Source organism: Roseibium sp. RKSG952 (genome assembly GCF_009711355.1).
Map to the genome: position 1 here is coordinate 14,232 of NZ_SMMF01000920.1, position 23,874 is coordinate 38,105.

Consider the following 23,874-nt stretch of genomic DNA (forward strand, 5'->3'; position numbering starts at 1 on the left):
GGTGACCGGTCGCTGCTGCTCACAGCGCGGAACCGACCAAACGGTTGCACGTTAGTATGGTGTGCTTTCCGACCCTCGCCCGCTGCCATCTCTGATTTTATACCAGATTTAGTGGCAATCTATTCGGCCTCCACAATTTGACGTATACACCCATAGTAGGTCAACGCCATTTTTTGGTCATTTTTGAAATCTTTTTAGTTGACCAAATCTGGCAGCCGCACACCCAAGGGTCTTCCACCGATTCCTCCACAGGCTGGCATCTGGCAAAAACCTGCCACTCACCGGAGGGCTCAGATTGATTTGCTGTTTTTCTCGGCACAGTTACCGGGAAATCATCATCCATCACCCTGTTAACGACCTTGTCAGAGAATCATCGTCGCGAAATGACTGAGTCTGGCATAAGGTGTTATGAGAGGCAGATTTTAGTGGAGTTCGTGTTGAGCATGTTGTCGTTACGTCTACTTCCCATTCTAGCCATTTTCGTGGCCTGCTCACCACAGGAACAACCCTTTTCGTCGCGCAGCGCCCAGTTCGGCGAATATCCAAAACGATTGTTCGACACCTTCAAAGTCAGCTGCGATGGACCGGGAGAAAACTTCGCACAAGTCAGTGCTGGTGTATTCGAATGTCGGGAAACTTTGCCACCTGACGCCACAGCTTTTCTGATTCTCAATTACGATGGCTTCCCACAAAAATTGCCCCAGAGCGTTCGACGCATGTCCTCAGAAAAGAACTCTCAGGGATATCGTGTCGACGCGGATTTGTACTTTCTGATCCCTCAGCAAAACGGATCGACGGTAAAGGTTCCGGTGGAAAGTGAGGCATTGGATCAGGAGCTGACCTCACTGTTCCGATTCTTTGGTGGAACCCCTGTGGTGAAGGGCTGAATTGTGACGTTCGCGCTTGCGACTTCATATCACCCGCACTAAGACCCAAGCGCGAGGGTGATTAGCTCAGTGGTAGAGCGCTTCGTTCACATCGAAGATGTCAGGAGTTCAAATCTCTTATCACCCACCATACAGCTTTTGAGTTCTAAGGTATCTGTCGCTCAATGCCGGAAAAGCTTGTCAGAAAGCAAATCGGCTGATTATCCTGATTCTAACAGACGTTAGCGAACCCGGGTAGCAGCAGAAGGTAGCGCATGGCCAAACTGAAAAGGGATATTGGCCTTGTTGGTCTGACCTTTATTTCCGTCGGCGGTATCATCGGTTCCGGTTGGCTGTTCGGGCCACTGCTGGCGGTTCAACACGCTGGTCCTGCTGCAATCCTGTCATGGATCATCGGCGCGGTAGCCATGTTTATACTGGCCATCACCTTTGCCGAAATCTCTGCCATGTTACCGATACCCGGTGGCATAGCCCGAGTGCCTCAGTTTTCGCACGGAAACATCGTTTCGATGGCAATGGGCTGGACCGCCTGGATCGGCTACAACACAACCGCGCCAATCGAAGTAGAGGCGATGCTCAAGTATCTCGCCCCCTATGCTCCTTGGCTGCACGCCGCAGATTCGGGCGATCTGACCGGTGCAGGGATCGCCGTTGCATTATTCTTCATGCTTTTCTTCGTCGCAATCAACGCACTGGGAGTTAAATTCTTTGCTCATGTGAATGCAGTGCTTACCTGGGCGAAGGTGGCCATTCCAATTCTTCTTTCAGCACTGCTAATCGCCAACCGTTTCAACGTTGAGAATTTTACAACACCCGGAGGGTTCGCCCCATACGGTGTAAAAGGGATCATGGCCGCGGTATCGACCGGGGGCGTGATCTTTTCATTCATCGGGTTTCGTCACGTAGTGGACATGGCTGGTGAAGTGAAGAATCCCAAATTCGCGATCCCTGCCGCACTCATTCTGTCAATTATCCTATGTGCCGCGATCTATCTGGGCCTTCAGATCGCATTCATCGGGGCGCTCGACCCCTCGATGCTCAGCAATGGCTGGGCAAAGCTGGATTTTGGTGCTCAGGGACCCCTGGATGGAATTATAATGTCCGTCGGAATTCTCTGGTTTCTCAGCCTTCTAAACATCGGATCCGTGATCGGACCGTTTGGCAACGGATTGGTTGCGACAGGTTCTAACGCACGCATTGCGTTGGCTTTGTCCCAGAATGGCTTCCTGCCAAAAAGGCTGCAGATGCTGTCATCATTCGGCGTACCACTCTGGGCATTGGCGCTGAATTTTCTGATCGGCATTCTCTTTCTGCTCACCGTACCCTTTACCACCGTCATTGCCCTAAACGGTGCAGCAATCGTTCTGTCGTTTGCAGTCGGGCCAATCGCTGTCGTTTGCCTGCGCGACCTGCTTCCCGATCACCCACGCTCAGTTCGGGTGCCGGCAGTGAAACTGGTCGGCATGGCAGCTTTCGCAATCGCCACACTAATTGTTTACTGGAGCGGTTGGGACACGGTCTGGAGACTGGGAATTGCGCTGATCATCGGAATGGTGCTTCTGCTGATCAGGTTTCACGGTCGCCTTGATGAAATGGATGTAACCGAAGCGCTCTGGCTGGTGCCCTACTTCGCAGGCATCGGCCTGATTTCCTACTTAGGTCAATTCGGTGAAGGCTCGCTGCAGCAAATCCCATTCGGATGGGACATCGTGCTGTGCGTGATGTTCTCGATCGTTATCTTTACGCTGGCAGTTCGATCCGCGTTGTCTGCCCGTAAGTTCCAGAGATATATCGCAGAAGAAGAAGTACTGGATCCGACCAAACCTGTCATAGGGTTCTGATCACAACAAAAAAAGGCGGGGTTCAACCCCGCCTTTTCCGATTTAGCTTTCGCTCTTAGTGCGCAGTTGCAGATGGCCCGGCGCTTTCAGTGGCTTTGGCCGCAGCCGCAGCCGCTTCCTCAGCCGCTTCGTCCCATTCAACCGGCTCAGGCTTGCGGATCAACGCACGCTCCAGAACTTCTGAAACGTGTTTGACCGGAATAATCTCAAGCCCTTCCTTCACGTTGTCCGGAATATCCGCGAGGTCTTTCTCGTTCTCTTCCGGGATCAGAACAGTCTTGATGCCACCGCGCAGAGCCGCCAGCAGCTTTTCTTTCAAGCCACCGATCGGCATTGCATTACCACGCAACGATACCTCGCCCGTCATCGCAATATCCTTGCGCACCGGAATACCAGTCAGGACCGAAACGATCGATGTCACCATCGCAAGACCGGCCGAAGGCCCGTCCTTGGGCGTCGCCCCATCCGGTACGTGGACGTGGATGTCCAGCGAGTCGAACTTCGGCGGTTTCACCCCGATCTGGGGCGAGATCGACCGCACATAGGATGAGGCCGCGTCGATGGATTCCTTCATCACATCGCCCAGCTTACCGGTGGTCTTCATCCGACCTTTACCCGGCAGTTTCAGCGCCTCGATATGCAGCAGGTCACCACCCACCGAGGTCCACGCCAGACCCGTGACAACACCGACCTGATCGTCCTGTTCGGCAAGACCATAACGGAACTTCGGCACACCAAGGAAATCATCCAGATTGTCGGGCGTCACAGTGACCTCTTCCGCCTCTTTCTTGATGATCTTGGTCAGCGACTTCCGCGCCACCTTGGCGATCTCACGCTCGAGGTTCCGCACCCCTGCTTCACGGGTGTAAGTGCGGATGATCTTTTGCAGTGCCTCATCGGTCAGTTCAAATTCCTTGGCCTTCAGACCATGGTTCTTGACCTGCTTGTCGATCAGGTGCTGTTTGGCGATCTCGCTCTTTTCCTCTTCGGTGTAACCAGCCAGCGGGATGATCTCCATCCGGTCCAGCAGAGGCCCAGGCATGTTGTAGCTGTTCGACGTGGTCAGGAACATCACGTTGGACAAGTCATATTCGACCTCAAGATAGTGATCCATGAACGTGCTGTTCTGTTCCGGGTCCAACACCTCAAGCATTGCCGAGGCCGGATCACCACGGAAGTCCTGCCCCATCTTGTCGATCTCGTCGAGCAGGATGAGCGGGTTCGTGGTTTTCGCCTTTTTCAGCGCCTGAATGATCTTACCTGGCATCGAACCGATATAGGTCCGACGGTGACCGCGGATCTCGGATTCATCGCGTACACCACCCAGCGAGATGCGAATAAACTCACGCCCCGTGGCTTTAGCAACGGATTTACCCAGCGAGGTCTTACCTACGCCCGGAGGGCCGACAAGGCACAGGATCGGGCCTTTCAGCTTTTTCGAACGCTGCTGTACCGCGAGGTACTCAACGATCCGCTCTTTGACCTTTTCAAGGCCATAGTGATCGGCGTCCAGAATGTCCTGCGCACGACCCAGATCCTTTTTGACGCGGGATTTGGTGCCCCACGGCAGTGACAGTATCCAGTCCAGATAGTTGCGCACAACGGTCGCTTCGGCCGACATGGGTGACATGTTCTTGAGCTTCTTCAGCTCGCCTTCCGCTTTTTCGCGCGCTTCTTTCGACAGCTTGGTCTCGGCGATCTTAGCTTCGAGCTCAGCAACTTCATTGCTGCCATCCTCGCCATCGCCAAGTTCCTTCTGAATGGCCTTCATTTGCTCATTCAGATAGTACTCGCGCTGCGTCTTCTCCATCTGGGATTTGACGCGGGTCTTGATCTTTTTCTCGACTTGCAGAACCGACATTTCGCCCTGCATCAGGCCATAGACTTTCTCAAGCCGCTCGCTGACGCTGAGAGTTTCCAGCAGTTCCTGCTTTTGCTCGACTTCAATGCCCAAGTGACCCGAAACCAAATCAGCCAGCTTGGCAGGCTCGGTGGTTTCACCAACAGCGGTCAGCGCTTCTTCGGGGATGTTCTTACGCACTTTGGCATAGCGCTCGAACTCATCCGCGACAGTGCGCAACAGCGCCTGCGTCGTGGTCACGTCGCCGGGGATTTCTGTCAGGTACTCAGCGCGCGCTTCAAAGAAGTCGTCATTTTCGAGAAACTCGGTGATCTGCACACGTGCTTGCCCTTCGACCAGCACCTTTACGGTGCCATCGGGCAATTTCAGCAGTTGCAGTACATTGGCCAGTACGCCCGAACGATAGATGCCGTCGATTTCAGGGTCATCAACACCGGGGTCAATCTGACTGGACAACAGAATCTGCTTGTCATCCTGCATGACCTCTTCCAGCGCGCGGACCGATTTATCGCGACCGACGAAAAGCGGCACGATCATATGCGGGAAAACCACGATATCGCGCAGCGGCAGTACTGGGTAAGAGGAATTCAGAGGCTCTTGCATGCTCAATCCTTATCATTGGCAAGACGGCACCGGTCCCTGATTCAGGCAACCTTTGGCCATCTCCTGTCTTGGACGATAAAGGTGGGGCACTTAGTGGCCCATTTCAACCTCACCGCCGTGTGTCGTGATTCAGAATGACCCGAGGTCTCAGGGACTGCAAGGCATGCAATGGATATATCCACCGAAATTAATGAAGCACCCGCCATATGCGCCTTAAATCGGCTCGATATCGCCCTGCTCTCGTTGCGCGTGGAAATCTGCCTGCCAGCTGTCAAATGTGCCCGCCGCAATCGCATCGCGCATTCCCTGCATTATCTCTTGGAAATAGTGCAGGTTGTGCCACGTCAGCAGCATGCCCGAAATCATCTCATTCGCCCGAAAGACGTGATGCAGATAGGCGCGCGAATAGTTTGAGCAGGCCGGGCAAGAACAAGCCTCATCCAAGGGACGCGGGTCATCGGCGTGACGGGCGTTCTTGATATTGACCACACCGCGGCGGGTAAAGACCTGTCCGGTACGGCCAGATCGGGACGGCAGCACACAATCCATCATATCGATACCGCGCGCAACAGCGCCCACGATGTCGTCGGGTTTACCGACCCCCATCAGATATCGTGGCTTATCTTCCGGCAGGAAACCGGGTGCATAATCGAGACACGAGAACATGGCTTCCTGCCCTTCGCCCACTGCCAAGCCGCCAACCGCATATCCTTCAAAACCAATGCCTTTCAAGGCTTCAGCACTTTCTTCGCGCAAATCGCGTTCAAGACCGCCCTGCATGATTCCAAACAGCGCATGACCTGGACGATCACCAAACGCTTCGCGCGAACGCTCAGCCCACCGCATCGACAGACTCATGGATTCAGCGATGCGTTCGCGATCTGCAGGCAGCGCCGGACATTCGTCAAAACACATTACAATGTCCGAACCCAAAAGCCGCTGAATTTCCATCGAGCGTTCGGGCGTCAATTCATGCTTTGACCCATCGATATGAGATTTGAAGGTCACGCCCTTTTCGGTGAGTTTTCGTAAGCCGGCCAGCGACATGACCTGAAACCCGCCCGAGTCCGTCAGGATGGGACGTTCCCAATTCATGAACTTGTGCAGCCCGCCAAGACGGTCGATCCGTTCGGCCGTTGGGCGCAACATCAAGTGATAGGTGTTGCCCAGCAATATGTCTGCCCCTGTGGCTCGCACGCTTTCAGGCATCATCGCCTTAACAGTGGCGGCAGTACCCACTGGCATAAAGGCCGGAGTGCGCACTTCGCCTCTTGGCGTTTGAATCACGCCGGTACGGGCCTTTCTGTCTGTGGCCTTCAGTTCGAATGAAAACTGCTGTGTCATATGCACGCCTCGGGTCGCTGAACCGGGCAGGCTTTGCCCGATCTATACAGCCATTGCAACCCGTCAGGGCAGCGAGGCCACTCTCTCAGTAAAAAGACGAACGACGCCTGCCCCATCCACGTCTTTACAGACTCGTACAGACGGGCGCGATGGATGAGGTTGCGTCGCTCCAAACTCTTCCCCATCAAGAACGACCTGCAGACCTGTTTCCACTGTATCGAACATGGGCTCGTGTGAGCAGGCGATGACGGCCGTTGAGTCATGCAGGCCACAACCTTCGAGGCCACCGATATCCCTATAAAACTGAAGGTAAAATCGCGATATATCTCGCAGAAAACTACCCATATCGGGCGAAGACTGAGCAAGCGCTTCAAAATCCGCTGTTTCGTAGAGGGTTTTGAGCGTTACATCCAAGCCCACCAGAACCGTTTCAGGAGGGTTGGAAAAGACCTCATCAGCCGCTTTCGCATCATGATAGATGTTCGCTTCGGCATGCGCCGTGATATTGCCAGGACAATAAACAGCACCCCCCATGATGACCAGTCGGCGGATGTTTCCGGCAAACCCGGGGTCCAGCTGCATCGCATCAGCGATATTGGTCAGGGGGCCAACGGCGCAAACAACCAACTCGTCTTTGTGCCGCCGCGCCATCTCAACAAGGAATTCGGCGGCATTCAGGTGGTGGTTCTCACCTACTTGCGGAATATCGGTCAGATCGCCAAAGCCCTCGGGTCCGTGAACATGCTCGGACGGGCTATGACTTTCGGCATGACGACCGGCGGATGCCCCTTCGGCCACGGGAATATTGAGCCCCAGTTTATCAGCCAGAAAACGGGCGTTTCTGCTGGATTGATGAACATGAGTGTTGCCGAACACAGTGGTCAGACCAATCAGGTCGATTTCTGGAGCTGCAGCAGCATAAGCAATGGCCATCGCATCGTCGATGCCGGGATCGGTGTCGATAATCAGTTTCATCCCGCCCCGATAGCGCAACCAGATCGGGATGCAAAGCGGTCACAGACAACAAATTCCCCACTACTTTACCGATTTCACGCATATGATTCCGGTCGCATTCCATCCATACCAGAGTTGAAAATTCACGACTCAATCCCCAGATGTATACCGTCGTACACAATAAACGAGGACAGATATGACAGAAGACCAGATTATCGGACTGCTCACATCAAACATAATTTACCTTCTGGCGGCAGTGCTGATCATCATTGTCGTCCTGAAAGGCATCAAAATCGTTCCGCAATCCGAAAAATATGTGGTCGAACGGTTCGGGCGGCTGCATTCGGTGCTTGGCCCGGGCATTAACTTTATTGTTCCTTTTCTGGATGTTGCGCGTCACAAGATATCCATTCTGGAGCGCCAATTGCCGAATGCTACACAGGACGCAATCACCAAGGACAACGTTCTGGTACAGATCGATACATCGGTCTTCTACCGCATTCTTGAGCCGGAAAAGACAGTTTACCGTATTCGTGACGTAGACGGCGCCATCGCGACCACCGTGGCAGGTATTGTACGTGCCGAAATTGGTAAGATGGACCTTGATGAAGTTCAGTCGAACCGTGCGCAGCTGATTACCCGCATTCAGGAAAGCGTCGAAACCGCCGTCGACGACTGGGGGATCGAAGTCACCCGTGCCGAGATTCTGGACGTGAACCTTGATCAGGCAACTCGTGACGCAATGCTGCAGCAGCTGAATGCAGAACGTGCCCGTCGTGCGCAGGTTACCGAAGCCGAAGGTCAGAAACGCGCAGTCGAACTTCATGCCGATGCCGAGCTTTATGCGGCCGAACAAACCGCCAAGGCACGCCGTATTCAGGCCGAAGCCGAAGCTTACGCAACCGGCGTTGTGGCCAAGGCCATTCAGGATAATGGCATCGAGGCTGCGCAATATCAGGTAGCATTGAAACAGGTTGAATCGCTGAACGCATTGGGTAACGGCACCGGCAAACAAACCATCGTTGTTCCTGCGAATGCACTTGAAGCGTTTGGTGACGCCTTCAAAATGCTGAAAGGAGGCAAATGATGGCTGATCCCTTCTGGCTGACCTGGTGGCTCTGGTTGGCCGGAGCTCTCGCAGTCGGTATTCTTGAGGTCATTCTGCCCGGGTTCATCTTTTTGGGCTTTGCAATCGGGGCGGCCATCACAGGGATACTGCTGATCATCCCCGGAGTTACACCATCGCTCCCAATTTTGCTGCTGATCTTCGCAGTGCTGTCGCTGGTCGCGTGGTTAGTATTGCGCCGCATGTTCGCCTTACCGCATGGACAGGTGAAAACCTTCAACCACGACATTAACGACTAAATTGCTTTGGCGCCCGGTTTCGGGCGCCACTGCCCCTCTGGACGCTGCCTAAGGCTTTCCCTATATAAATTCTCAGGTAACAGACCCGAGGCTTCAATGACCCACCCAAGTGAACATCTTGAAGGTACACCGCTGATCGCGCCTTCATCCGTGGAACACCCGCTGTATGATCCAGTGGTCGAGGCTTGCAGAACAGTGTTTGACCCGGAAATTCCGGTAAACATCTATGATCTGGGTTTGATCTATACGATTGATATTGCCGAAGATAATGCCGTCAAAGTCATCATGACGCTAACCGCTCCGGGTTGCCCGGTTGCGGGCGACATGCCCGGTTGGATCGTCGAGGCGATCGAGCCAGTGGCAGGTGTAAAGGAAGTCGACGTTGAACTGACCTGGGAACCACCCTGGGGAATGGAAATGATGTCGGACGAAGCCCGCCTCGAGCTTGGCTTCATGTAGGATACGCATTTATCCACAAAAAACAGGCCCTTGTCATAAAACGGTAATCTATGCGTTACCGTTTCTTGGGATTTCTGTCACATAGAAATCGGACAACTTAACTGCACCGCCTGAGCAAGTATCTCGTCCGCGACGGGCAATCGATCCTGACGCAGATGTCGTTGATACGTAAACAGAGTTTATTTGGTGCGTGGGCTCAGTGACCGCTTGCTATCCCCCTGGAAGGCGAGCCCGGAATTCAGGACCGCTCTTGCCCGAGAGCGGTCCTTTTTTTGACCCTAGCCAGCAGTCGCGCGATATCATTTTATCCCGCAAGTCTCCTTGATTTCAGCAGAACGTTCGTCAAGCTTTTTGACGTAATCCCCTGATAACATTTCCAGTCTCTTGTTTTCAGTACCGGAAACCAGTCCCAGCAACGCCCCGGCTGGCGTAATCGCAAAAACGCTTTCAGCCTGCTGATCCTCAGCATGTTTCTTTTCCGCTGCGATAGCACGCAGGTCACCCTCTGCTGTGGCGCAGTTGACAGGATGGGTCTTCTCGGAACCTGCTGCCGATGCGACGCTGGCCATTCCAATCAATGCCAGACAAGACAGTCCTGCCAATGCTCGCGCCACCTGTGTCATTACCTTCTGTTCCATCGCTAAAACCGCCTCTTCTTCGACAAACAAACTTCAAAATATCGCCTCCAGGAAAGAGGCTTGAAGCAACGCTAATGTGATACGTGACGTTGATGCAAGAAAAGGAATTCGATCACATACTAAGAAAGTTAAGCCAACTTGAATGCTCTCTCTTGAGCCCGACCGGTGTCAGACTTAAATTGGATACAACGCGCGACAACGGAGACCACTATGTTCGGCATTCCCGGCAAACAAGCCGTGACCATAACGCCAAAGGCTGCAGAGCAGATTGTTCGCCTGATGACATCAGGTGGGCATGCTGGGTTGCGCATTGGCGTCAAGAAGGGCGGATGCGCAGGCATGGAATACACCATGGACTACGTAGATGAGGCCGATCCGAACGACGAAGTGGTCGAACAGGATGGCGCAAAGGTCATGATTGCCCCGATGGCGCAAATGTTCCTGTTCGGAACTGAAATCGACTACGAGGTTTCCTTGCTGGAATCCGGGTTCAAGTTCAAGAATCCGAATGTCGTCGACGCATGTGGCTGCGGTGAATCAATCAAATTCGACGAAAGCCTGGCTGCTCAGCGCTAAGCGTTGTCCTGCAGATGGACATAGGTTTCATTGAACCGGCGGGTCAGATGCTCTCCGGCACCGATTAGCTGATCGGATCCCGGTGGGGCGACGTTGGTTTCATATGACGGGTTAAAGAACAGCGGCACAGATATGCGTTCTTCCTGCCCGCCCCTGACCCGATGTAACGTTGCCTTGACCTGCCCGGCCGTCCAGAACTCAAGCATCTCACCAAAGTTGATCACAAAAGTTCCCGGCGCGGCATTCACGCCTTCCCATGTGCCATTTGGCATTTGAACTTCGAGGCCAGAGTTTCCGTCGGTCGCCAATAATGTCAGGCAGCCATAGTCTGTATGTGCAGCAATCCCAAAGTCTTTTTCTCCTGCCCAATCAGGGCGTTCCGGATAAAAGTTTCCACGCAACAGAGCCATCGGAGTGTCAAAAGCGGTATCGAAGCTTGCCGCGTCACGCCCCAGAGAAACCGAGATCGCCCGGAGAACTCGCATCGCAACACCACATGCGTCGGCATAATAGTTTTGAACAGTCTCCCGAAACTCCGACAGACCATCTGGCCAGAGATTAGGTGCATAGACGCTCAACCCACTGCCGGTATAGCGATTGCCTGGGGGTAACTCGTACCCACAATCGAACACCTCTTTGTAGTCGGGGTTTGCATTTGGATCGACCTGTTCGGATTGTGGCGCACCCCACCCTCGGTTCGCCCCGGTGCGTGCCATATCAACGCTGCGTTTGAACGTTTCTGGCATGCGGAAAAAATTTCGATAGGCATCAATTAGCTGACCGATCCTTTCGGCATCCAGCCCGGTATTTTTAATGGTCAGAAAACCAACTTCGCTTACTGCAGTTGCCAATCGGTTCAGTTCTACCGGATCGCGCAAATCCAGTTTTTCGAGGTCAAGATTGTCGATCATTCTGCTCTTACCTTTTGCGCGGGCAAACTGCCGTTTAGACATTCCTTTCGCAAGCGGAATTGTCAGCACCCGCGCACGATGTTAACTGGCTTAAAGACTTTAAAAAGATCAGGGAGATACCGACATGCGGCGCAAACTGGCGGCAGGCAACTGGAAGATGAACGGCACCGGACCTGCGCTGGCCGAGTTGGAATCACTGGCTCATACTTTTCCGGATCCGTCGGTAGACATCCTGATCTGCCCTCCGGCCACTTTGCTGCACCGGGCCTCTCAAACGGTTCACCATACCGAAATCGCTGTCGGCGGACAGGATTGTCACGCAGCCACCTCTGGCGCGCATACAGGCGATCTAAGTGCTGAAATGTTGAAAGATGCAGGTGCCAACTCGGTCATTCTGGGTCATTCTGAACGTCGTGAAGATCACGGTGAGCAAAACGAAGATGTTCGGGCCAAAGCACGCACGGCAATGGATACAGGTCTGACCGCAATCATCTGCGTTGGGGAAAGTCTGGAACAACGTGAGGCGGCGAACACGCTGGATATCATCGGCGGTCAGATGTCCGGTTCAATTCCGGATCAGTCGACTGGTGAAAACCTCGTGGTGGCCTACGAACCGATCTGGGCAATCGGCACCGGCAAAGTTCCTACGCTGGAAGAAATCGGTGAGGTTCACGATTTCATGCGTGCGCGATTGGAGCGCCGCTTTGGCGAGGGCGTTGGCCGCTCAGTCCGGCTCCTCTATGGTGGCTCGGTCAAACCCTCCAACGCGGCCGAAATCTTTGGTGTGTCGAATGTTGATGGCGCACTGGTTGGTGGTGCGAGCCTGAAGGCAGAGGACTTCTCGGGCATCATTCGCGCACTCGAAGGCGCGTAACCGCCCCAAGGATCGAACGGCCTTACTCAGCGATATCTTCTGCCCATAACTCGGGCTTCTCTTCGATGAAGCGCCGCATCAAGGCAATGCAATCAGGGTCTTCCGACAGGATGACCTCAACCCCGCGCTGACGCAGAAACTCTTCATTGCCCCCGAAATTCACAGTGTCACCGATGACGACTCGCGGAATACCAAACTGAACGATGGTACCTGCGCACATCATGCAAGGTGACAGCGAAGTATAAAGCACAGTGTCGCGATAGCTTTTTTGCCGCCCGGCCTTGCGCAGGGCATCCATCTCACCATGTGCGATGGGATCACCTTTTTGCACACGCTGATTGCGGCCCTGAGCAACCACCTGCCCTGCACGCGCAAGAACAGAACCGATCGGGCAACCACCTTCGTCAAAACCAGCTTTGGCTTCTTCATAGGCAATTCGCAGCATTTGTGCGTCAGTTTCGTTCAGCATGAGTGGTACGGCTCCAATGGCTTTCGGTGCAGCCTGCCGAATACCCGCTCAGCGGTCAACGGCAGGTTGCATCAGACATCAGGCCAGCTTCATCGTAATCAACCCCACTACGATCAAGACAGCCGCCAAAATGCGCATTGGCGTCAACGCTTCACCCAAAAGCATCACACCCACGAGGAATGCACCAACCGCGCCGATCCCGGTCCAGATCACGTAGGCCGTCCCAAGCGGCAGCGTGCGCATCGACAGAGCCAATAAGCCAAAAGACCCCACCATTGACACACCCATGATAGCGGTGGGCCACAAACGTGTGAAACCCGCCGACTGCTTCATGGCTACAGCCCAAACGATTTCGAGCAGACCTGCAAAAAGAAGATAAATCCAAGGCATGAAGAGACCTCAAAATCCGTTCGGGTCGTCCCGAATGATATCCCGTGATGGGGAGGTCGTCCTCTGCTATTCAGTTATAAACAGAAACCGAAATTGCAAGGTCAGCGAGCGACAAAGCTTTGCGAAACCCGAGGCTATGACGTCCTGATACCAAGGATCATTGGGGCCCCAAAGAAGTCGTCATCAATCAATCTTGGACGAACACAATATTTTGATGTTAGACACCCAAAAAAGTTTGAGTCTGAACTCCGCAAGGTGCGGAAAACAGGCCGTTTTGAAGAATGAGATCATAAGAGGCTCAGAGCATGTCGCGTCAGAAATTCTGCGTTGTCTGCATGAAATGGGGTACGATGTATGGCAACGAATATGTCAACATGCTCCATCGTGCGGTCAGCGATCATCTGCAGGTCGATCACGACTTCATTTGTATAACGGACAATTTCGAAGGTCTGGATTCGGGGATCAAATGCCGCCCCCTCGACTTCCCTCAGATGGCCCAGTCCAATTGGGAATATGGCAAGTTTCCAAAGGTCCTCATGTTCGACAGACGTATCGTCGAAGGATATGATGCAGCACTGTTTCTGGATCTCGACATCATGGTGACAGGCGATCTGACACCATTGTTGAAAATAGTTCGGGACAAAGGCGGTCTGTACCTGATGCCCAAGTTCCGCGGTTTGCTCTGGCGCATGATCCCGGCTGCATTCTGGGATCTGGTTCCGGGGTTCATGAATCAGGTTACACGCGGGAATTCCTCGGTCGTTGGTTTCGTTCCAGCCGAGCAATTCCATTTGTACGATAATTTTGATGCAGCAAAACATCATGACGAATATGGGAATGACCAGAACTACGTGTCCAAACTGGCTTACAAGCGTAAGTGCTATCCCAAGAACTGGTGCATCGGGCTTGTCCATCTGGTGCCCTATTGGCCTTTTGGCCTGATCTTCAAGACCTATCGCAAACTTCCAGACCGGCCGAAGATCGTGATCTTTCATGGCCGGCCAAACCCCGATGAGCTGGTGAATGACGATATCGGCTATTGGAGTATCGGGCGGCGGCACGCCTACGGTGGTATCGGCTGGGTGGCCGATTATCTGCAAAAATATGGCAGCTGATCTTTCAAACAGTCAGGGCCGGTTTTTCAACCGGCCCTGAATACGGAACGTGATTTCCTAGTTTGTCACTATTTCCGGCCCCATGAACGTGTTCGGCAAGAATGTCGAAAGCCATGGGATGTAGGTGACCATAATCAGGAAGACGAACAGTACAGCCAGGAATGGCAGCGCGGCCTTGACGACGCGCATCATAGGCATCCCGGCAACGCCCGAAGTCACGAACAGGTTCAACCCGACCGGAGGTGTGATCATCCCGATCTCCATGTTCACCACCATGATGATGCCCAGATGAATCGGATCAATATTCAGTTCGATTGCTATCGGGAAAACCAGCGGTGCGACGATGACCAGCAGGCCTGAAGGCTCCATAAACTGACCACCGATCAGCAAGATCACGTTGACCACAATCAGGAACGTGATCGGCCCAAGCCCTGCAGACAACATCGCCTCGGCGATATGTTGCGGCACCTGTTCATCCGTCAAAACGTGCTTGAGGATGAGCGCGTTGGCGATGACGAACAACAGCGTCACCGTCAGTTTGCCAGCTTCAAACAGCGTATGTTTGGTATCGGGATGGAAGAATGCGGTGATCAGCGCATAAGGTTTTTTCAGCAACGAAAGGTTCTGTGTCCCTTCTGCCGTGCTGAGCGGCCCCATGTCCTTGTAGACGAAGCTTGCGATGAAGAACGCATACACCGCTGCAACTGCTGCAGCCTCAGTTGGGGTAAAGATACCCCCATAGATCCCGCCAAGAATGATCACGATCAGGAACAGGCCCCAACCGGCTTCGCGTGCCGAAACAAAGATCTCACCCCAGCCCTTCCAATCTCCCTTTGGCAGGTCCTTGACCTTGGCCATGACGTAGATGGTGACCATCAACATAAGACCAGCCAGCAATCCCGGGATGACACCAGCCAGGAACATTCGGCCAACCGAAACTTCGACAGCAGCGGCATAGACCACCATCACGATGGACGGAGGGATCAGAATCCCGAGTGTACCCGCGTTACAGATCACGCCAGCAGCGAATTCCTTGGAATAACCTACCTGCCGCATCCCGGCGATCACGATGGATCCGATGGCAACAACTGTCGCCGGGGACGAACCGGACAGTGCAGCAAACAGCATACAGGCAAACACACCCGCAATTGCCAGACCACCGGGCAAATGCCCCACGCAAGCAATTGAGAACCTGATGATCCTGCGGGCCACACCACCGGTCGTCATGAAAGACGACGCGAGGATGAAGAACGGGATAGCAAGCAGTGTGAAGTGTCCCTCAAACGCCTCAAACAGAGTCCCGGCGACCGATGCCAGTGAACTGTCGGAATACATCAGCAGGAACAGGGTCGAGCTGAGACCCAGCGCAACCGCGATCGGAACGCCGATCAGCAGCAGGCCGATGACCATGGAGAATAGAATTACAACGTCCATTAGTCATGCTCTCCTTGCTGAGCCCGAACCTCTTCGATCTCGTCTTCAACTTCGTGGCTTGCGACAAGGCGATCCGTCTCTCCGCGCCAGATCTGAACAGCAACCTGCGCAAAACGAATGACCAACAACAACATCGACAGGGGAAGAACGAGATAAGGCACCACTTTGGGCAGTTTCTCGTAGTATTCCCCGTAATTTATGAGTTCTTCGAGAAAGCGCAGTGGGGCGATCATCGGAATGTCATCGACTTCATAAAAGCTCTGACTGCGCGCGCCGGTGTCGAACCCCGTCGGGAACCATCTGCCTGATGTGGGGGGCAGATCGGCGAAAACCGCCCAATAATCATAAGTTCCTTTGAGCATCAGAAGCGAAAACGCCAAACAACATGCAACCGCCACCAGCGCCATAATCCGGCGAGGTGCAGGTGCCAGCATGTTCAGGATTGCATCCACACCTAGATGAGCGTGCTTCTTGACCGCATAGGATGCCCCCAGCAGCACAAGCCACCCAAAGGTGAATACGGTCAGTTCCAGTGCCCAGAGAATGTTGGAATTAAAGACGAACCGCGCAATCACGTTGGCAAATGTGATGACCGTCATCAGGCCCAGTAGCAACGCGATTAGGGTTTCTTCGATTTGGTCGACCAGCCCCGATGGGCCGGATTTCGCACCAGACATCTCATTGTCCCCATATTTTTATGATGAGAGTGGAATGCGGCGGGCCTGTATCGGCCCGCCTGACCTGCGCGTCCACAACTCCCCAGTCCCTGGACGGTGCGGTCTTGAACCGGGATTAGAACCCGGCGTTGATTGCCTGTGCAGCGTCAATCTTGTCCTGACCTACATCATCGGCAAATTTGTCCCAGACAGGCTTCATCGCATCGACCCACGCCTGACGTTGTTCTGGGTTCAGTTCGCGGATGATAGCACCCGTGTCGGTAATCGATGCCTTGGCGGCTTCGTTCACGGCAAAGGCTTCTTTGTTCCGCTGTTCGGTGACTTCCGAAAGGATTGTCAGGAACTGATCACGCACTTCTGGATCCAGACTGTCCAGCCAGTCCACGGATGTCACGACCAGATAATCGATGATGCCGTGGTTGGTTTCCGTGATGCCGTCCTGCACTTCGAAGAACTTCTTGCCGTAGATGTTCGACCAGGTGTTCTCCTGCCCGTCCACAACGCCCTGCTGCAGCGCGCCGTAAACTTCCGAGAACGCCATTTTCTGGGGGCTACCGCCGATGGCTTCCATCTGAGCAACCAGAACATCCGAAGACTGAACGCGGAATTTCAGGCCATCCGCATCCGAAGGGGCAACCAGAGGCTTGTTGGCCGACATCTGCTTCATGCCGTTGTGCCAGAAAGCCAGACCTTGCAGACCGCGGCGCTGCATGCTGTCTTTCATCGCCTGACCATCTGCCGATGCCTGGAACGCATCAACAGCTTCGATGTTCTTGAACATGAAGGGCAGATCGAACAGACGGAATTGCTTGGTGAATTTCTCGAACTTGGACAACGAAGGCGCGGCCAGTTGTACATCGCCCTGCAGCATCGCTTCGAGTACTTTATCGTCGTTATAAAGTGTGGAGTTCGGATAGACCTCCATACACATCACGCCGTTCATCTCATCATTGACGCGCTGTTCCAGCAGCGAAGCAGCGATACCTTTGGGGTGTTTGTCAGTGTTGGTAACATGCGCAAACTTGACGACAATCTCACCGTCATCACAGGCAGCCATGCCCGCCGTTGCAGTTACAGACAGCGCAAGTGCGGTTGCAGCCGTTGTCAGGAACTTCATTCGTTTTTCCTCCCGGACTTCCTTGAAACTTCTTTTGGACACTGGATCAGCGTCGCATGACGCGAAGTGAAACGAATCGGGAGTTATCGCTCAACTTTTTGATTCAACTATATCCAACTTGATTTAAGTCGTTACTTATCAATGCACTAGAAGAGGAACTCGACCAGAAAAGACTCATAGCACTGTAGGCATGTGCGAAATCCCGCACACCACAATCAAGATTTGTGCGGAATTTCGCACAACCTCGAATCACATCCGCGAATCGAACCGTGAATTTTTCATTGCTCCAAACGCAGGTCGGGTAGCTACCGCACCTAACCCTATGAAAATATGTATTAAGGATATAGGAACAGTGGGGTCACCGGCGATAGTCCTCCGGCCGAATCTGATAACGCGCTAATTTGTCGTAAAAGGTCTTACGAGGCAGTTTCAGCGCTTTGGCAGCCTCAGACGCCTTACCATTGTGACGCCCAAGCGCCGCAATCAGAAGAGAACGTTCAACCCGTGCCATCTGTTCGTTCAACCCCAGATCAGCAGCTTGCGTAACCTCCTCAGGCATTCCGAGCACAAATCGCATTGCTGCCGACATCAGTGATCTTGCATTGCCTGGCCAATCACTCGCCATGAGGGATGCCATGTGCTCAGAACTGACTTCGGGCTCTGCGATGCCAGCTTGTTCAGCGGCCTGAGCCACGTAATGCCGAAATATCACCGGTATGTCTTCGGGACGTTCCGCCAATGATGGGATGCGCACGCGCATGACATCAAGACGATAAAAAAGGTCGGCGAGAAACCCACCCTGCGATGACAGTTCTGCCAGATCTGCGGTCGTACCGGCGACAATCCTTACCCCGGCACCCTGCTCTATCAATTCCAGCGCTGCATATTGCGTGGCTTCCGGCATTGCGGAAACTTCATCAAGAAACAAGGAGCCACCCGCTGCATCTTCACAAACGCGCAGGAGGTCTTCGGCTGACAATCCTGCTGCTGGGCGTTTGACAAACGGGCCTTGTCCACGCGGAGACATCAGGTGCACCACTTCGGCAACCTTGGAAATGCCGCTGCCCGGTGGCCCTGTCACAAGAACCTCGGCACCTGTTGGCGCGACGCTTCTGACTCGATCTCGAAGTGCTTCGGCCTGAGCAGACAGTCCAAATAGCAAACGCGCGGCAGGATCTCCGCGCTCCAGCTCACTTTTCAGCGCGCGCTGCTCCAGAATCGCGGTTCGGCTGGCAAACGCGCGTTCCAATACTGCCAAAAGATCTGCTGCGGCACAGGGCTTTTCCAGAAAGTCAAAAGCACCCTGTCCCATTGCCTGAACGGCCATCGGGATATCCCCTTCACCCGTCAGAAGGATGACTGGCAGATCCGGATCTATTTCTCGGGTATAAGATAGCAGGTGAAACCCATCCCGCCCCGGCATCCTGATGTCCGAGACAACTACGCCGGAAAAATCCGGGCGGATGTGATCCTTGGCTGCTACGAATGAACCTGCAGCAACCGGGTGATAATCTGCAAGCTCCAGAGTTTGCGACAATGCTTCGCGAACTGCCGCATCATCGTCGACCAAAAGCACCTTTTTGATCATGCGGCCTTGTCCTCTTTGAAGTATTCAAGCTCGACCGTGAAAATCGCGCCGGAACTTGCATTCGTACCACGAATGTTTCCGCCAAAGCTTTGGACAAGGCCATAGGAAATCGACAAGCCAAGCCCCATTCCTTCGGAAGAACCTACCGCTTTGGTGGTATAGAATGGCTCAAAAAGCTTCTCAGGCTCTTCGATACCTGGACCAATGTCCCGAACAGTGACCGCCAGCCGTTCTCCGTTGTCTATGGCGATGCGAATAAGACGCTCTTCCTGATTACTCATCGCGTCAGCCGCATTGTTGATCAGGTTCACGAATACCTGCACCAACCTCACCTCACCGCCCCAAGCGTAGACGGGCTCGGTATTGGGGTGCCAGTCCAGTGTGACCCCATCAGCATGCAAACGGGGCTCGGTGAGCTCCACTGCCGTTCTGATAACCTGCACCAGATCCACCTTGCCCATTGGTTCGCTTTCATTGCGCGCAAATGCGCGAAGGTTTTTGATGATACGCGCCATGCGAGCGGCCATTTCCGAGATTCGCCCCAAATTCTCGGTGGCCTTTTCACTCTTTCCTCGCGTTAGAAATGCAGCGCCGTTGTCAGCGAATTGCTGAATGGCCATAAGCGGTTGGTTTAGCTCGTGACTGATACCCGCCGACATCTGGCCCAGTGCATTTAGCTTACCTGCTTGCACAAGATCGGCCTGCGCCCGCTTCAGCGCGGCTTCCGCTTCCTGGCGCTCAGCCACTTCGCGCCTGAGTGCAACGTTCGCTGCTGTCAAAGCTCGCGTTCTCTGCGCAACACGGCTCTCCAAAACTGCATTGGCATCCGCGAGAGTACGTCTACGCTCGGTCGCAAGGAAAAGCAGCGCACCGAATGCCAGAAAGATCGCTGCCACGGCAGCTGCCTGCAGTGCGGCCAATCGCCGTGCGGGCGCGATATCCATCAGCACTTCACCTGTCATCCCGATCACTGGCAGATCACGGGTCAGGTGCAATGCGCGTACCGGCAAGTACGGTCCCCACCCAATGCTCCAAATCTCGTGCGGCCCAATCCTGCTGGAGGCGAAGCTCCCCGCTTCTGCATATGGCGGCGTGATCCCTACTTGCCCGTCAAATCTCTGCCAGAACAACAGCTCAGATCGGTTGGAAATGAAAACCAGACCACTTCGGTCAATGAAGAACACAGCCTCAGTACTGCCGCGCCATGTACGTTCAACGTCCTCGATGTCTGCGATGATCATAACGGAACCGATGACCTGACCATCAGGACCAAAAGCAGGCGCAGCATATGAGAATATGCGGTTTCCAATACCCGAGAGCACACCATGCGAGCTTCCCAATGCCCCGTGCATTGCACGCTCGAATGCAGGTTGGCCCTTAACATTTCCCTGAACAACATCATGAGCGGCGGCCAGAACCTGCCCATCACGATCAGCGTAGATCACGTCGATGGCCGCCGTTTTGTCAGCCACTTCAAGCAACAACTCACGTGCGGCAAATTTATCCGCTGGATTATCAAGCTGTTTAAGGGCCGGATGATCCGACATCAGGACCGCTAGTTCCTGATACACCTGCAGCTGCGAACTCAGCCCGTCCGATGCCAGTGCAAGATCCGCCTCAGCCTTTTCGCTGAGTTGAGTGAGCGCTTGACGGTAGCCATAAGACCAGACCATCGCGGATAACAGTGCGACGGCGAACAAGTACCCGACAATGATCCAAAACCTATGCATGACATAGGGTCTTGCATTCGCTGCGCCCCATGGCAAGTCTGCGCCGCATGAAGACACTCTCCCAATCCCCGACTGATCCTGAATTTGTGCAGAACCCCTACCCGTTCTATGACCGGGCCCGCGGCTATGGCGATCTTGTCTATTGGGATGAATACGAAATGCCCGCGGCCGTTTCGCACGAGGCGGTTCTGTCTCTGTTTCGGGATCGCAGGTTTGGACGTGAGGTTCCAGAGGAACTGACGGTTGAAGGCCCCGCTCACCTCGCCCCTTGGTTACTGGTCGAAAGGCACTCATTGCTGGAGGCTGAGCCACCTCGCCACACAAGGTTGCGCTCATTAGTACTTCGGGCATTTACTTCACGGGCAATAACGGCCCTTGCGCCCGGAATCGAAGATCTTTGCAACGAATTGATCGACACGTTTCCACAAGAACCATTCGACCTGCTCGACGCTTATTGCACACAAGTTCCGGTCATCACCATCTGTCGATTGCTGGGTGTGCCGGAAGAGATGTCTCCGCATCTACTGCGGTGGTCGCATGACATGGTGGCAATGTATCAGGCCAGCAGAACGCGCCAGACCGAGGATGTAGCAGCGCAGTCTTCACAGGAATTCACAGATTTCCTTGATGAGTACATCGGAAAACGTCGATCCGAACCCCGCGATGATCTGATAACTCGCCTGATTGCAGCCGAAGAAGATGGTGAGAAGCTCTCGCGTGATGAACTGATTGCAACCTGCATCCTGCTGCTCAATGCCGGACATGAGGCAACGGTCCATTCGTTGGGAAATGGTGTCAAAGCGCTGCTGGAAACCGGGACGGGTGCAGAGTCTTTGATGCCAGACACGATCGATAACACCATTGAGGAAATCCTGAGAATTGATCCACCGCTTCATATGTTCACGCGCTATGCATATGAGGATGTGGAACTTTTCGGGCACCGGTTCTCTCGCGGTGATCAGGTCGCCTTGTTATTGGGCGCTGCAAATCGCGATCCCTCGATCTGGAACGATCCGGATAAATTTGATCCGACACGCTCGATAAAGACCAACACCAGCTTTGGCGGTGGTCTTCACTTTTGCGTCGGCGCACCACTCGCCCGGCTAGAGATGCGTATTGCGCTGCCAATCCTGTTTGAGCGTTGCCCCGGCCTTCGCTTGGCCGAGGCAACTGAGTATTCCAACAGCTATCATTTTCATGGGCTGACAAAGCTGATGGTTCAGATCTGACTTCAGATATCCCCTGATGTTTTGATCATCTGCGGATCGGGATTCAGGATTCAGTCAGTGCATTCAAGGGCAGCATCGTGGTGGATTTGATTTCTTCCATGGAAAGCAATGCCGTCACATTGTGCACGCGCACTTCTGAGATCAGTGTCTGGTAGAATGCGTCATAAGCACGGGCGTTCTTCACACGTACTTTCAGGATGTAATCAATGTCACCGGCAAGCCTGTGTGCCTCCTGAACTTCGGGTCGGTCACGCAGCGCTTTCAAGAAACGCCGTTGCCACTCCGCTTCGTGTTCAGAAGTTCTGATCAGAACAAAGAACGTCGCCTCAAAACCCAGCGCCTCTGCATCCAAAAGCACGGTCTGCTGACCGATGACACCGGCCCCCTTCAGCTTGCGAATTCGATTCCAGACCGGCGTCTTGGAACTGCCAACTCTGGCCGCAATCTCATCCAACGACTGACTGGCGTCGCGCTGCAACTCGGCCAGAATTTTCCGATCCGTGTCGTCTATTCGCACTGACATCCCAATTTTCCTTCCAATTCAAAACTCGTGTCCCGCTTTACACCGCAGACAGAACGTATGTCCTTATTTGCGCGGATATATGGCGTATGACCGGGAATATTTCCTATATTGCAGGTCAAGTCAAACAAACGCCAAGGCACTCCAATGCAGGTTACGCAGACACAAGGGCACGCAAGTCACGTCGATTTCGTCGGCGCAGGCCCCGGTGATCCCGAATTGCTGACCCTCAAAGCGCTGACCGCCTTCGAAGCGGCGGATGTCGTATTGCATGATCGCCTTATCAGCGATGAGATTCTGCTGTTGGCAGGCCAAACCGCTGAACTGGTCGATGTAGGCAAAGCTGGTTTTGGCCCTTCCTGGAAACAGGAAGACATCGATGCGCTTCTGGTCGAATATGCACTTAAAGGTCTGCGTGTGGTTCGCCTGAAATCGGGTGACGCCACTATCTTTGGACGACTGGACGAAGAAATCGATGCGCTCGACGCAGCGGGCGTCTCGTGGAACATCGTGCCCGGCATTACTGCTGCATCAGCCGCAGTCGCCGGAATTGGTCAAAGCCTGACACGGCGCGGGCGCAACTCCTCGGTCCGGTTCCTGACTGGCCATGACATGAAGGGATTTGCAGATCACGACTGGACGGCGCTGGCGCGCCCCGGTTCTGTGGCCGCAATCTACATGGGTAAGAAATCCGCCCGTTTCATTCAGGGTCGTCTGATCATGCACGGCGCTGATCGTGCCACGCCTGTGACACTGGTCGAAAATGCCTCACGCCCGGACCAGCGCGTTGTGGCGACAACACTCGACCAATTGCCCATCGATCTGGCAGCTGCCGAACTCGATGGCCCTGCCCTTACATTTTACGGCCTTGCCCCGCGCGACGCGGCCAAAGCCGCAACTGAATTCAACAAGGAGCTTGCCTGATGGCCCGCGCTTTTACCCCCAAAGTCGTCACCGCAAATGACTTGCTGGAAGGCGACGTGATTTATCTGACCGAAGATGATCGCTGGTCTCGTGACCTGAGCGAAGCGGAGCTGATCACTGACGAAGCACATGCGCAGGTGCGCCTGCTGGATGCCGAGCGTCAGGTCAGCAAGATCGTGGGTGCCTATCTAGCTGACGCCGTAGCTGGTGAGAACGGCCCGGAACCCACCCATTTTCGGGAGGACTTCCGCCGAACTGGTCCGTCCAACTATGCCCACGGCAAACAGGAATCTTCCCAGCAGCCCCGGGTCTGACCTCAGGCCCCTCTCTCCCCTATATGGCCCCGGATCCGGGGCTGCAAAAAAGGA

25 protein-coding genes and 1 tRNA gene are annotated in these 23,874 nt (G+C 54.1%); 12 read left to right on the forward strand and 14 right to left on the reverse strand.

The window, feature by feature from the left end:
- Positions 1-160: 160 nt before the first annotated feature.
- Positions 161-343, reverse strand: a complete 183-nt coding sequence (locus E1297_RS21135) for a hypothetical protein (RefSeq protein WP_155141970.1) — start codon at positions 341-343, stop codon at positions 161-163.
- A gap of 94 nt (positions 344-437) precedes the next feature.
- Between E1297_RS21135 and E1297_RS21140 the strand changes: the two genes are divergently transcribed.
- The 3 genes from E1297_RS21140 (at position 438) to E1297_RS21150 (ending at position 2,728) form a co-directional block, all read left to right on the forward strand.
- The gene (locus E1297_RS21140; RefSeq protein WP_209015906.1) at positions 438-887 is read left to right on the forward strand and encodes a hypothetical protein; all 450 of its coding nucleotides are present in this window, start codon (positions 438-440) and stop codon (positions 885-887) included.
- Between the two features lie 55 nt (positions 888-942).
- Positions 943-1,017: transfer RNA gene (locus E1297_RS21145), tRNA-Val, on the forward strand.
- A 124-nt stretch (positions 1,018-1,141) separates the two neighbouring features.
- A complete protein-coding gene (locus E1297_RS21150; RefSeq protein WP_155141972.1) occupies positions 1,142-2,728 on the forward strand; it encodes an APC family permease in 1,587 nt (528 codons plus the stop codon).
- Between the two features lie 55 nt (positions 2,729-2,783).
- Here E1297_RS21150 and lon read toward each other — a convergent pair whose 3' ends face one another.
- The 3 genes from lon to E1297_RS21165 form a co-directional block, all read right to left on the reverse strand.
- A complete protein-coding gene (lon, locus tag E1297_RS21155; RefSeq protein ID WP_155141974.1) occupies positions 2,784-5,192 on the reverse strand; it encodes an endopeptidase La in 2,409 nt (802 codons plus the stop codon).
- A gap of 213 nt (positions 5,193-5,405) precedes the next feature.
- Positions 5,406-6,536, reverse strand: a complete 1,131-nt coding sequence (tgt, locus tag E1297_RS21160; RefSeq protein ID WP_155141976.1) for a tRNA guanosine(34) transglycosylase Tgt — start codon at positions 6,534-6,536, stop codon at positions 5,406-5,408.
- A gap of 63 nt (positions 6,537-6,599) precedes the next feature.
- Positions 6,600-7,511 (reverse strand): nucleoside hydrolase, encoded by a 912-nt coding sequence (locus tag E1297_RS21165; protein ID WP_155141977.1) that lies wholly within the window; start codon positions 7,509-7,511, stop codon positions 6,600-6,602.
- Between the two features lie 175 nt (positions 7,512-7,686).
- Between E1297_RS21165 and E1297_RS21170 the strand changes: the two genes are divergently transcribed.
- From E1297_RS21170 to E1297_RS21180, 3 genes are all read left to right on the forward strand, one after another.
- A complete protein-coding gene (locus tag E1297_RS21170) occupies positions 7,687-8,577 on the forward strand; it encodes an SPFH domain-containing protein (RefSeq protein ID WP_155141979.1) in 891 nt (296 codons plus the stop codon).
- Entirely contained in the window at positions 8,577-8,855 is a 279-nt protein-coding gene (locus tag E1297_RS21175; protein ID WP_155141981.1) for an NfeD family protein, read from the forward strand. The genes E1297_RS21170 and E1297_RS21175 overlap by 1 nt, the downstream gene beginning before the upstream one ends.
- 96 nt (positions 8,856-8,951) lie before the next feature.
- Positions 8,952-9,314, forward strand: a complete 363-nt coding sequence (locus tag E1297_RS21180; protein WP_155141983.1) for an SUF system Fe-S cluster assembly protein — start codon at positions 8,952-8,954, stop codon at positions 9,312-9,314.
- A gap of 299 nt (positions 9,315-9,613) precedes the next feature.
- On the opposite strand, the gene E1297_RS21185 is transcribed toward E1297_RS21180, so the two are convergent.
- Positions 9,614-9,982, reverse strand: coding sequence for a hypothetical protein (locus tag E1297_RS21185; protein ID WP_209015907.1), 369 nt, complete (start codon positions 9,980-9,982; stop codon positions 9,614-9,616).
- Between the two features lie 180 nt (positions 9,983-10,162).
- Between E1297_RS21185 and E1297_RS21190 the strand changes: the two genes are divergently transcribed.
- On the forward strand, positions 10,163-10,528 hold the full coding sequence (locus E1297_RS21190) for an iron-sulfur cluster assembly accessory protein (RefSeq protein ID WP_155141985.1): 366 nt from the start codon (positions 10,163-10,165) through the stop codon (positions 10,526-10,528).
- Here E1297_RS21190 and E1297_RS21195 read toward each other — a convergent pair.
- Positions 10,525-11,439, reverse strand: coding sequence for an isopenicillin N synthase family oxygenase (locus E1297_RS21195; protein ID WP_155141987.1), 915 nt, complete (start codon positions 11,437-11,439; stop codon positions 10,525-10,527). The genes E1297_RS21190 and E1297_RS21195 overlap by 4 nt on opposite strands.
- A gap of 124 nt (positions 11,440-11,563) precedes the next feature.
- Here E1297_RS21195 and tpiA point away from each other — a divergent pair, with 124 nt between their 5' ends.
- Positions 11,564-12,313 (forward strand): triose-phosphate isomerase, encoded by a 750-nt coding sequence (tpiA, locus tag E1297_RS21200; protein WP_155141989.1) that lies wholly within the window; start codon positions 11,564-11,566, stop codon positions 12,311-12,313.
- A 22-nt stretch (positions 12,314-12,335) separates the two neighbouring features.
- Here tpiA and E1297_RS21205 read toward each other — a convergent pair whose 3' ends face one another.
- Together E1297_RS21205 and E1297_RS21210 are read right to left on the reverse strand one after the other, a co-directional pair.
- Positions 12,336-12,782: a nucleoside deaminase gene (locus tag E1297_RS21205; RefSeq protein ID WP_155141992.1), complete on the reverse strand. Its 447-nt coding sequence runs from the start codon at positions 12,780-12,782 to the stop codon at positions 12,336-12,338.
- Positions 12,783-12,860: 78 nt separating this feature from the next.
- A complete protein-coding gene (locus tag E1297_RS21210; RefSeq protein ID WP_155141994.1) occupies positions 12,861-13,172 on the reverse strand; it encodes a multidrug efflux SMR transporter in 312 nt (103 codons plus the stop codon).
- Positions 13,173-13,477: 305 nt separating this feature from the next.
- On the opposite strand from E1297_RS21210, the gene E1297_RS21215 reads away from it, so the two are divergent.
- The gene (locus E1297_RS21215; protein ID WP_155141996.1) at positions 13,478-14,287 is read left to right on the forward strand and encodes a hypothetical protein; all 810 of its coding nucleotides are present in this window, start codon (positions 13,478-13,480) and stop codon (positions 14,285-14,287) included.
- 57 nt (positions 14,288-14,344) lie between these two features.
- Here the strand turns inward: E1297_RS21215 and E1297_RS21220 are convergent, their stop codons facing one another.
- The 5 genes from E1297_RS21220 to E1297_RS21240 form a co-directional block, all read right to left on the reverse strand.
- Positions 14,345-15,721, reverse strand: a complete 1,377-nt coding sequence (locus tag E1297_RS21220; RefSeq protein ID WP_155141998.1) for a TRAP transporter large permease — start codon at positions 15,719-15,721, stop codon at positions 14,345-14,347.
- Positions 15,721-16,398 (reverse strand): TRAP transporter small permease, encoded by a 678-nt coding sequence (locus E1297_RS21225; protein ID WP_155142000.1) that lies wholly within the window; start codon positions 16,396-16,398, stop codon positions 15,721-15,723. The genes E1297_RS21220 and E1297_RS21225 overlap by 1 nt, the downstream gene beginning before the upstream one ends.
- Before the next feature lie 115 nt (positions 16,399-16,513).
- On the reverse strand, positions 16,514-17,515 hold the full coding sequence (locus E1297_RS21230; protein WP_155142001.1) for a DctP family TRAP transporter solute-binding subunit: 1,002 nt from the start codon (positions 17,513-17,515) through the stop codon (positions 16,514-16,516).
- Between the two features lie 358 nt (positions 17,516-17,873).
- Positions 17,874-19,103, reverse strand: coding sequence for a sigma-54 dependent transcriptional regulator (locus E1297_RS21235; protein ID WP_155142003.1), 1,230 nt, complete (start codon positions 19,101-19,103; stop codon positions 17,874-17,876).
- Positions 19,100-20,833 (reverse strand): ATP-binding protein, encoded by a 1,734-nt coding sequence (locus tag E1297_RS21240; protein WP_155142005.1) that lies wholly within the window; start codon positions 20,831-20,833, stop codon positions 19,100-19,102. The genes E1297_RS21235 and E1297_RS21240 overlap by 4 nt, the downstream gene beginning before the upstream one ends.
- A 29-nt stretch (positions 20,834-20,862) precedes the next feature.
- Between E1297_RS21240 and E1297_RS21245 the strand changes: the two genes are divergently transcribed.
- On the forward strand, positions 20,863-22,062 hold the full coding sequence (locus tag E1297_RS21245; protein WP_244327835.1) for a cytochrome P450: 1,200 nt from the start codon (positions 20,863-20,865) through the stop codon (positions 22,060-22,062).
- A 43-nt stretch (positions 22,063-22,105) separates the two neighbouring features.
- Here E1297_RS21245 and E1297_RS21250 read toward each other — a convergent pair whose 3' ends face one another.
- Positions 22,106-22,585 carry an Lrp/AsnC family transcriptional regulator gene (locus tag E1297_RS21250; protein WP_155142006.1) on the reverse strand — a complete coding sequence of 160 codons (480 nt, stop codon included), beginning with the start codon at positions 22,583-22,585 and terminating at the stop codon, positions 22,106-22,108.
- A gap of 144 nt (positions 22,586-22,729) precedes the next feature.
- Between E1297_RS21250 and cobA the strand changes: the two genes are divergently transcribed.
- Positions 22,730-23,506 carry a uroporphyrinogen-III C-methyltransferase gene (gene cobA / locus E1297_RS21255; protein WP_155142008.1) on the forward strand — a complete coding sequence of 259 codons (777 nt, stop codon included), beginning with the start codon at positions 22,730-22,732 and terminating at the stop codon, positions 23,504-23,506.
- Entirely contained in the window at positions 23,506-23,820 is a 315-nt protein-coding gene (locus E1297_RS21260) for a DUF2849 domain-containing protein (protein WP_155142010.1), read from the forward strand. The genes cobA and E1297_RS21260 overlap by 1 nt, the downstream gene beginning before the upstream one ends.
- The last annotated feature ends 54 nt before the right edge of the window (positions 23,821-23,874 follow it).

What these genes read in the sequence shown, in the direction of transcription:
- E1297_RS21135 (WP_155141970.1), bottom strand. Translation starts at nt 343, where the DNA reads ATGGATGATGATTTCCCGGTAACTGTGCCGAGAAAAACAGCAAATCAA.
- E1297_RS21150 (WP_155141972.1), top strand. Translation starts at nt 1,142, where the DNA reads ATGGCCAAACTGAAAAGGGATATTGGCCTTGTTGGTCTGACCTTTATT.
- lon (WP_155141974.1), bottom strand. Translation starts at nt 5,192, where the DNA reads ATGCAAGAGCCTCTGAATTCCTCTTACCCAGTACTGCCGCTGCGCGAT.
- tgt (WP_155141976.1), bottom strand. Translation starts at nt 6,536, where the DNA reads ATGACACAGCAGTTTTCATTCGAACTGAAGGCCACAGACAGAAAGGCC.
- E1297_RS21165 (WP_155141977.1), bottom strand. Translation starts at nt 7,511, where the DNA reads ATGAAACTGATTATCGACACCGATCCCGGCATCGACGATGCGATGGCC.
- E1297_RS21170 (WP_155141979.1), top strand. Translation starts at nt 7,687, where the DNA reads ATGACAGAAGACCAGATTATCGGACTGCTCACATCAAACATAATTTAC.
- E1297_RS21175 (WP_155141981.1), top strand. Translation starts at nt 8,577, where the DNA reads ATGGCTGATCCCTTCTGGCTGACCTGGTGGCTCTGGTTGGCCGGAGCT.
- E1297_RS21180 (WP_155141983.1), top strand. Translation starts at nt 8,952, where the DNA reads ATGACCCACCCAAGTGAACATCTTGAAGGTACACCGCTGATCGCGCCT.
- E1297_RS21190 (WP_155141985.1), top strand. Translation starts at nt 10,163, where the DNA reads ATGTTCGGCATTCCCGGCAAACAAGCCGTGACCATAACGCCAAAGGCT.
- E1297_RS21195 (WP_155141987.1), bottom strand. Translation starts at nt 11,439, where the DNA reads ATGATCGACAATCTTGACCTCGAAAAACTGGATTTGCGCGATCCGGTA.
- tpiA (WP_155141989.1), top strand. Translation starts at nt 11,564, where the DNA reads ATGCGGCGCAAACTGGCGGCAGGCAACTGGAAGATGAACGGCACCGGA.
- E1297_RS21205 (WP_155141992.1), bottom strand. Translation starts at nt 12,782, where the DNA reads ATGCTGAACGAAACTGACGCACAAATGCTGCGAATTGCCTATGAAGAA.
- E1297_RS21210 (WP_155141994.1), bottom strand. Translation starts at nt 13,172, where the DNA reads ATGCCTTGGATTTATCTTCTTTTTGCAGGTCTGCTCGAAATCGTTTGG.
- E1297_RS21215 (WP_155141996.1), top strand. Translation starts at nt 13,478, where the DNA reads ATGTCGCGTCAGAAATTCTGCGTTGTCTGCATGAAATGGGGTACGATG.
- E1297_RS21220 (WP_155141998.1), bottom strand. Translation starts at nt 15,721, where the DNA reads ATGGACGTTGTAATTCTATTCTCCATGGTCATCGGCCTGCTGCTGATC.
- E1297_RS21225 (WP_155142000.1), bottom strand. Translation starts at nt 16,398, where the DNA reads ATGTCTGGTGCGAAATCCGGCCCATCGGGGCTGGTCGACCAAATCGAA.
- E1297_RS21230 (WP_155142001.1), bottom strand. Translation starts at nt 17,515, where the DNA reads ATGAAGTTCCTGACAACGGCTGCAACCGCACTTGCGCTGTCTGTAACT.
- E1297_RS21235 (WP_155142003.1), bottom strand. Translation starts at nt 19,103, where the DNA reads ATGATCAAAAAGGTGCTTTTGGTCGACGATGATGCGGCAGTTCGCGAA.
- E1297_RS21240 (WP_155142005.1), bottom strand. Translation starts at nt 20,833, where the DNA reads ATGCATAGGTTTTGGATCATTGTCGGGTACTTGTTCGCCGTCGCACTG.
- E1297_RS21245 (WP_244327835.1), top strand. Translation starts at nt 20,863, where the DNA reads ATGGCAAGTCTGCGCCGCATGAAGACACTCTCCCAATCCCCGACTGAT.
- E1297_RS21250 (WP_155142006.1), bottom strand. Translation starts at nt 22,585, where the DNA reads ATGTCAGTGCGAATAGACGACACGGATCGGAAAATTCTGGCCGAGTTG.
- cobA (WP_155142008.1), top strand. Translation starts at nt 22,730, where the DNA reads ATGCAGGTTACGCAGACACAAGGGCACGCAAGTCACGTCGATTTCGTC.
- E1297_RS21260 (WP_155142010.1), top strand. Translation starts at nt 23,506, where the DNA reads ATGGCCCGCGCTTTTACCCCCAAAGTCGTCACCGCAAATGACTTGCTG.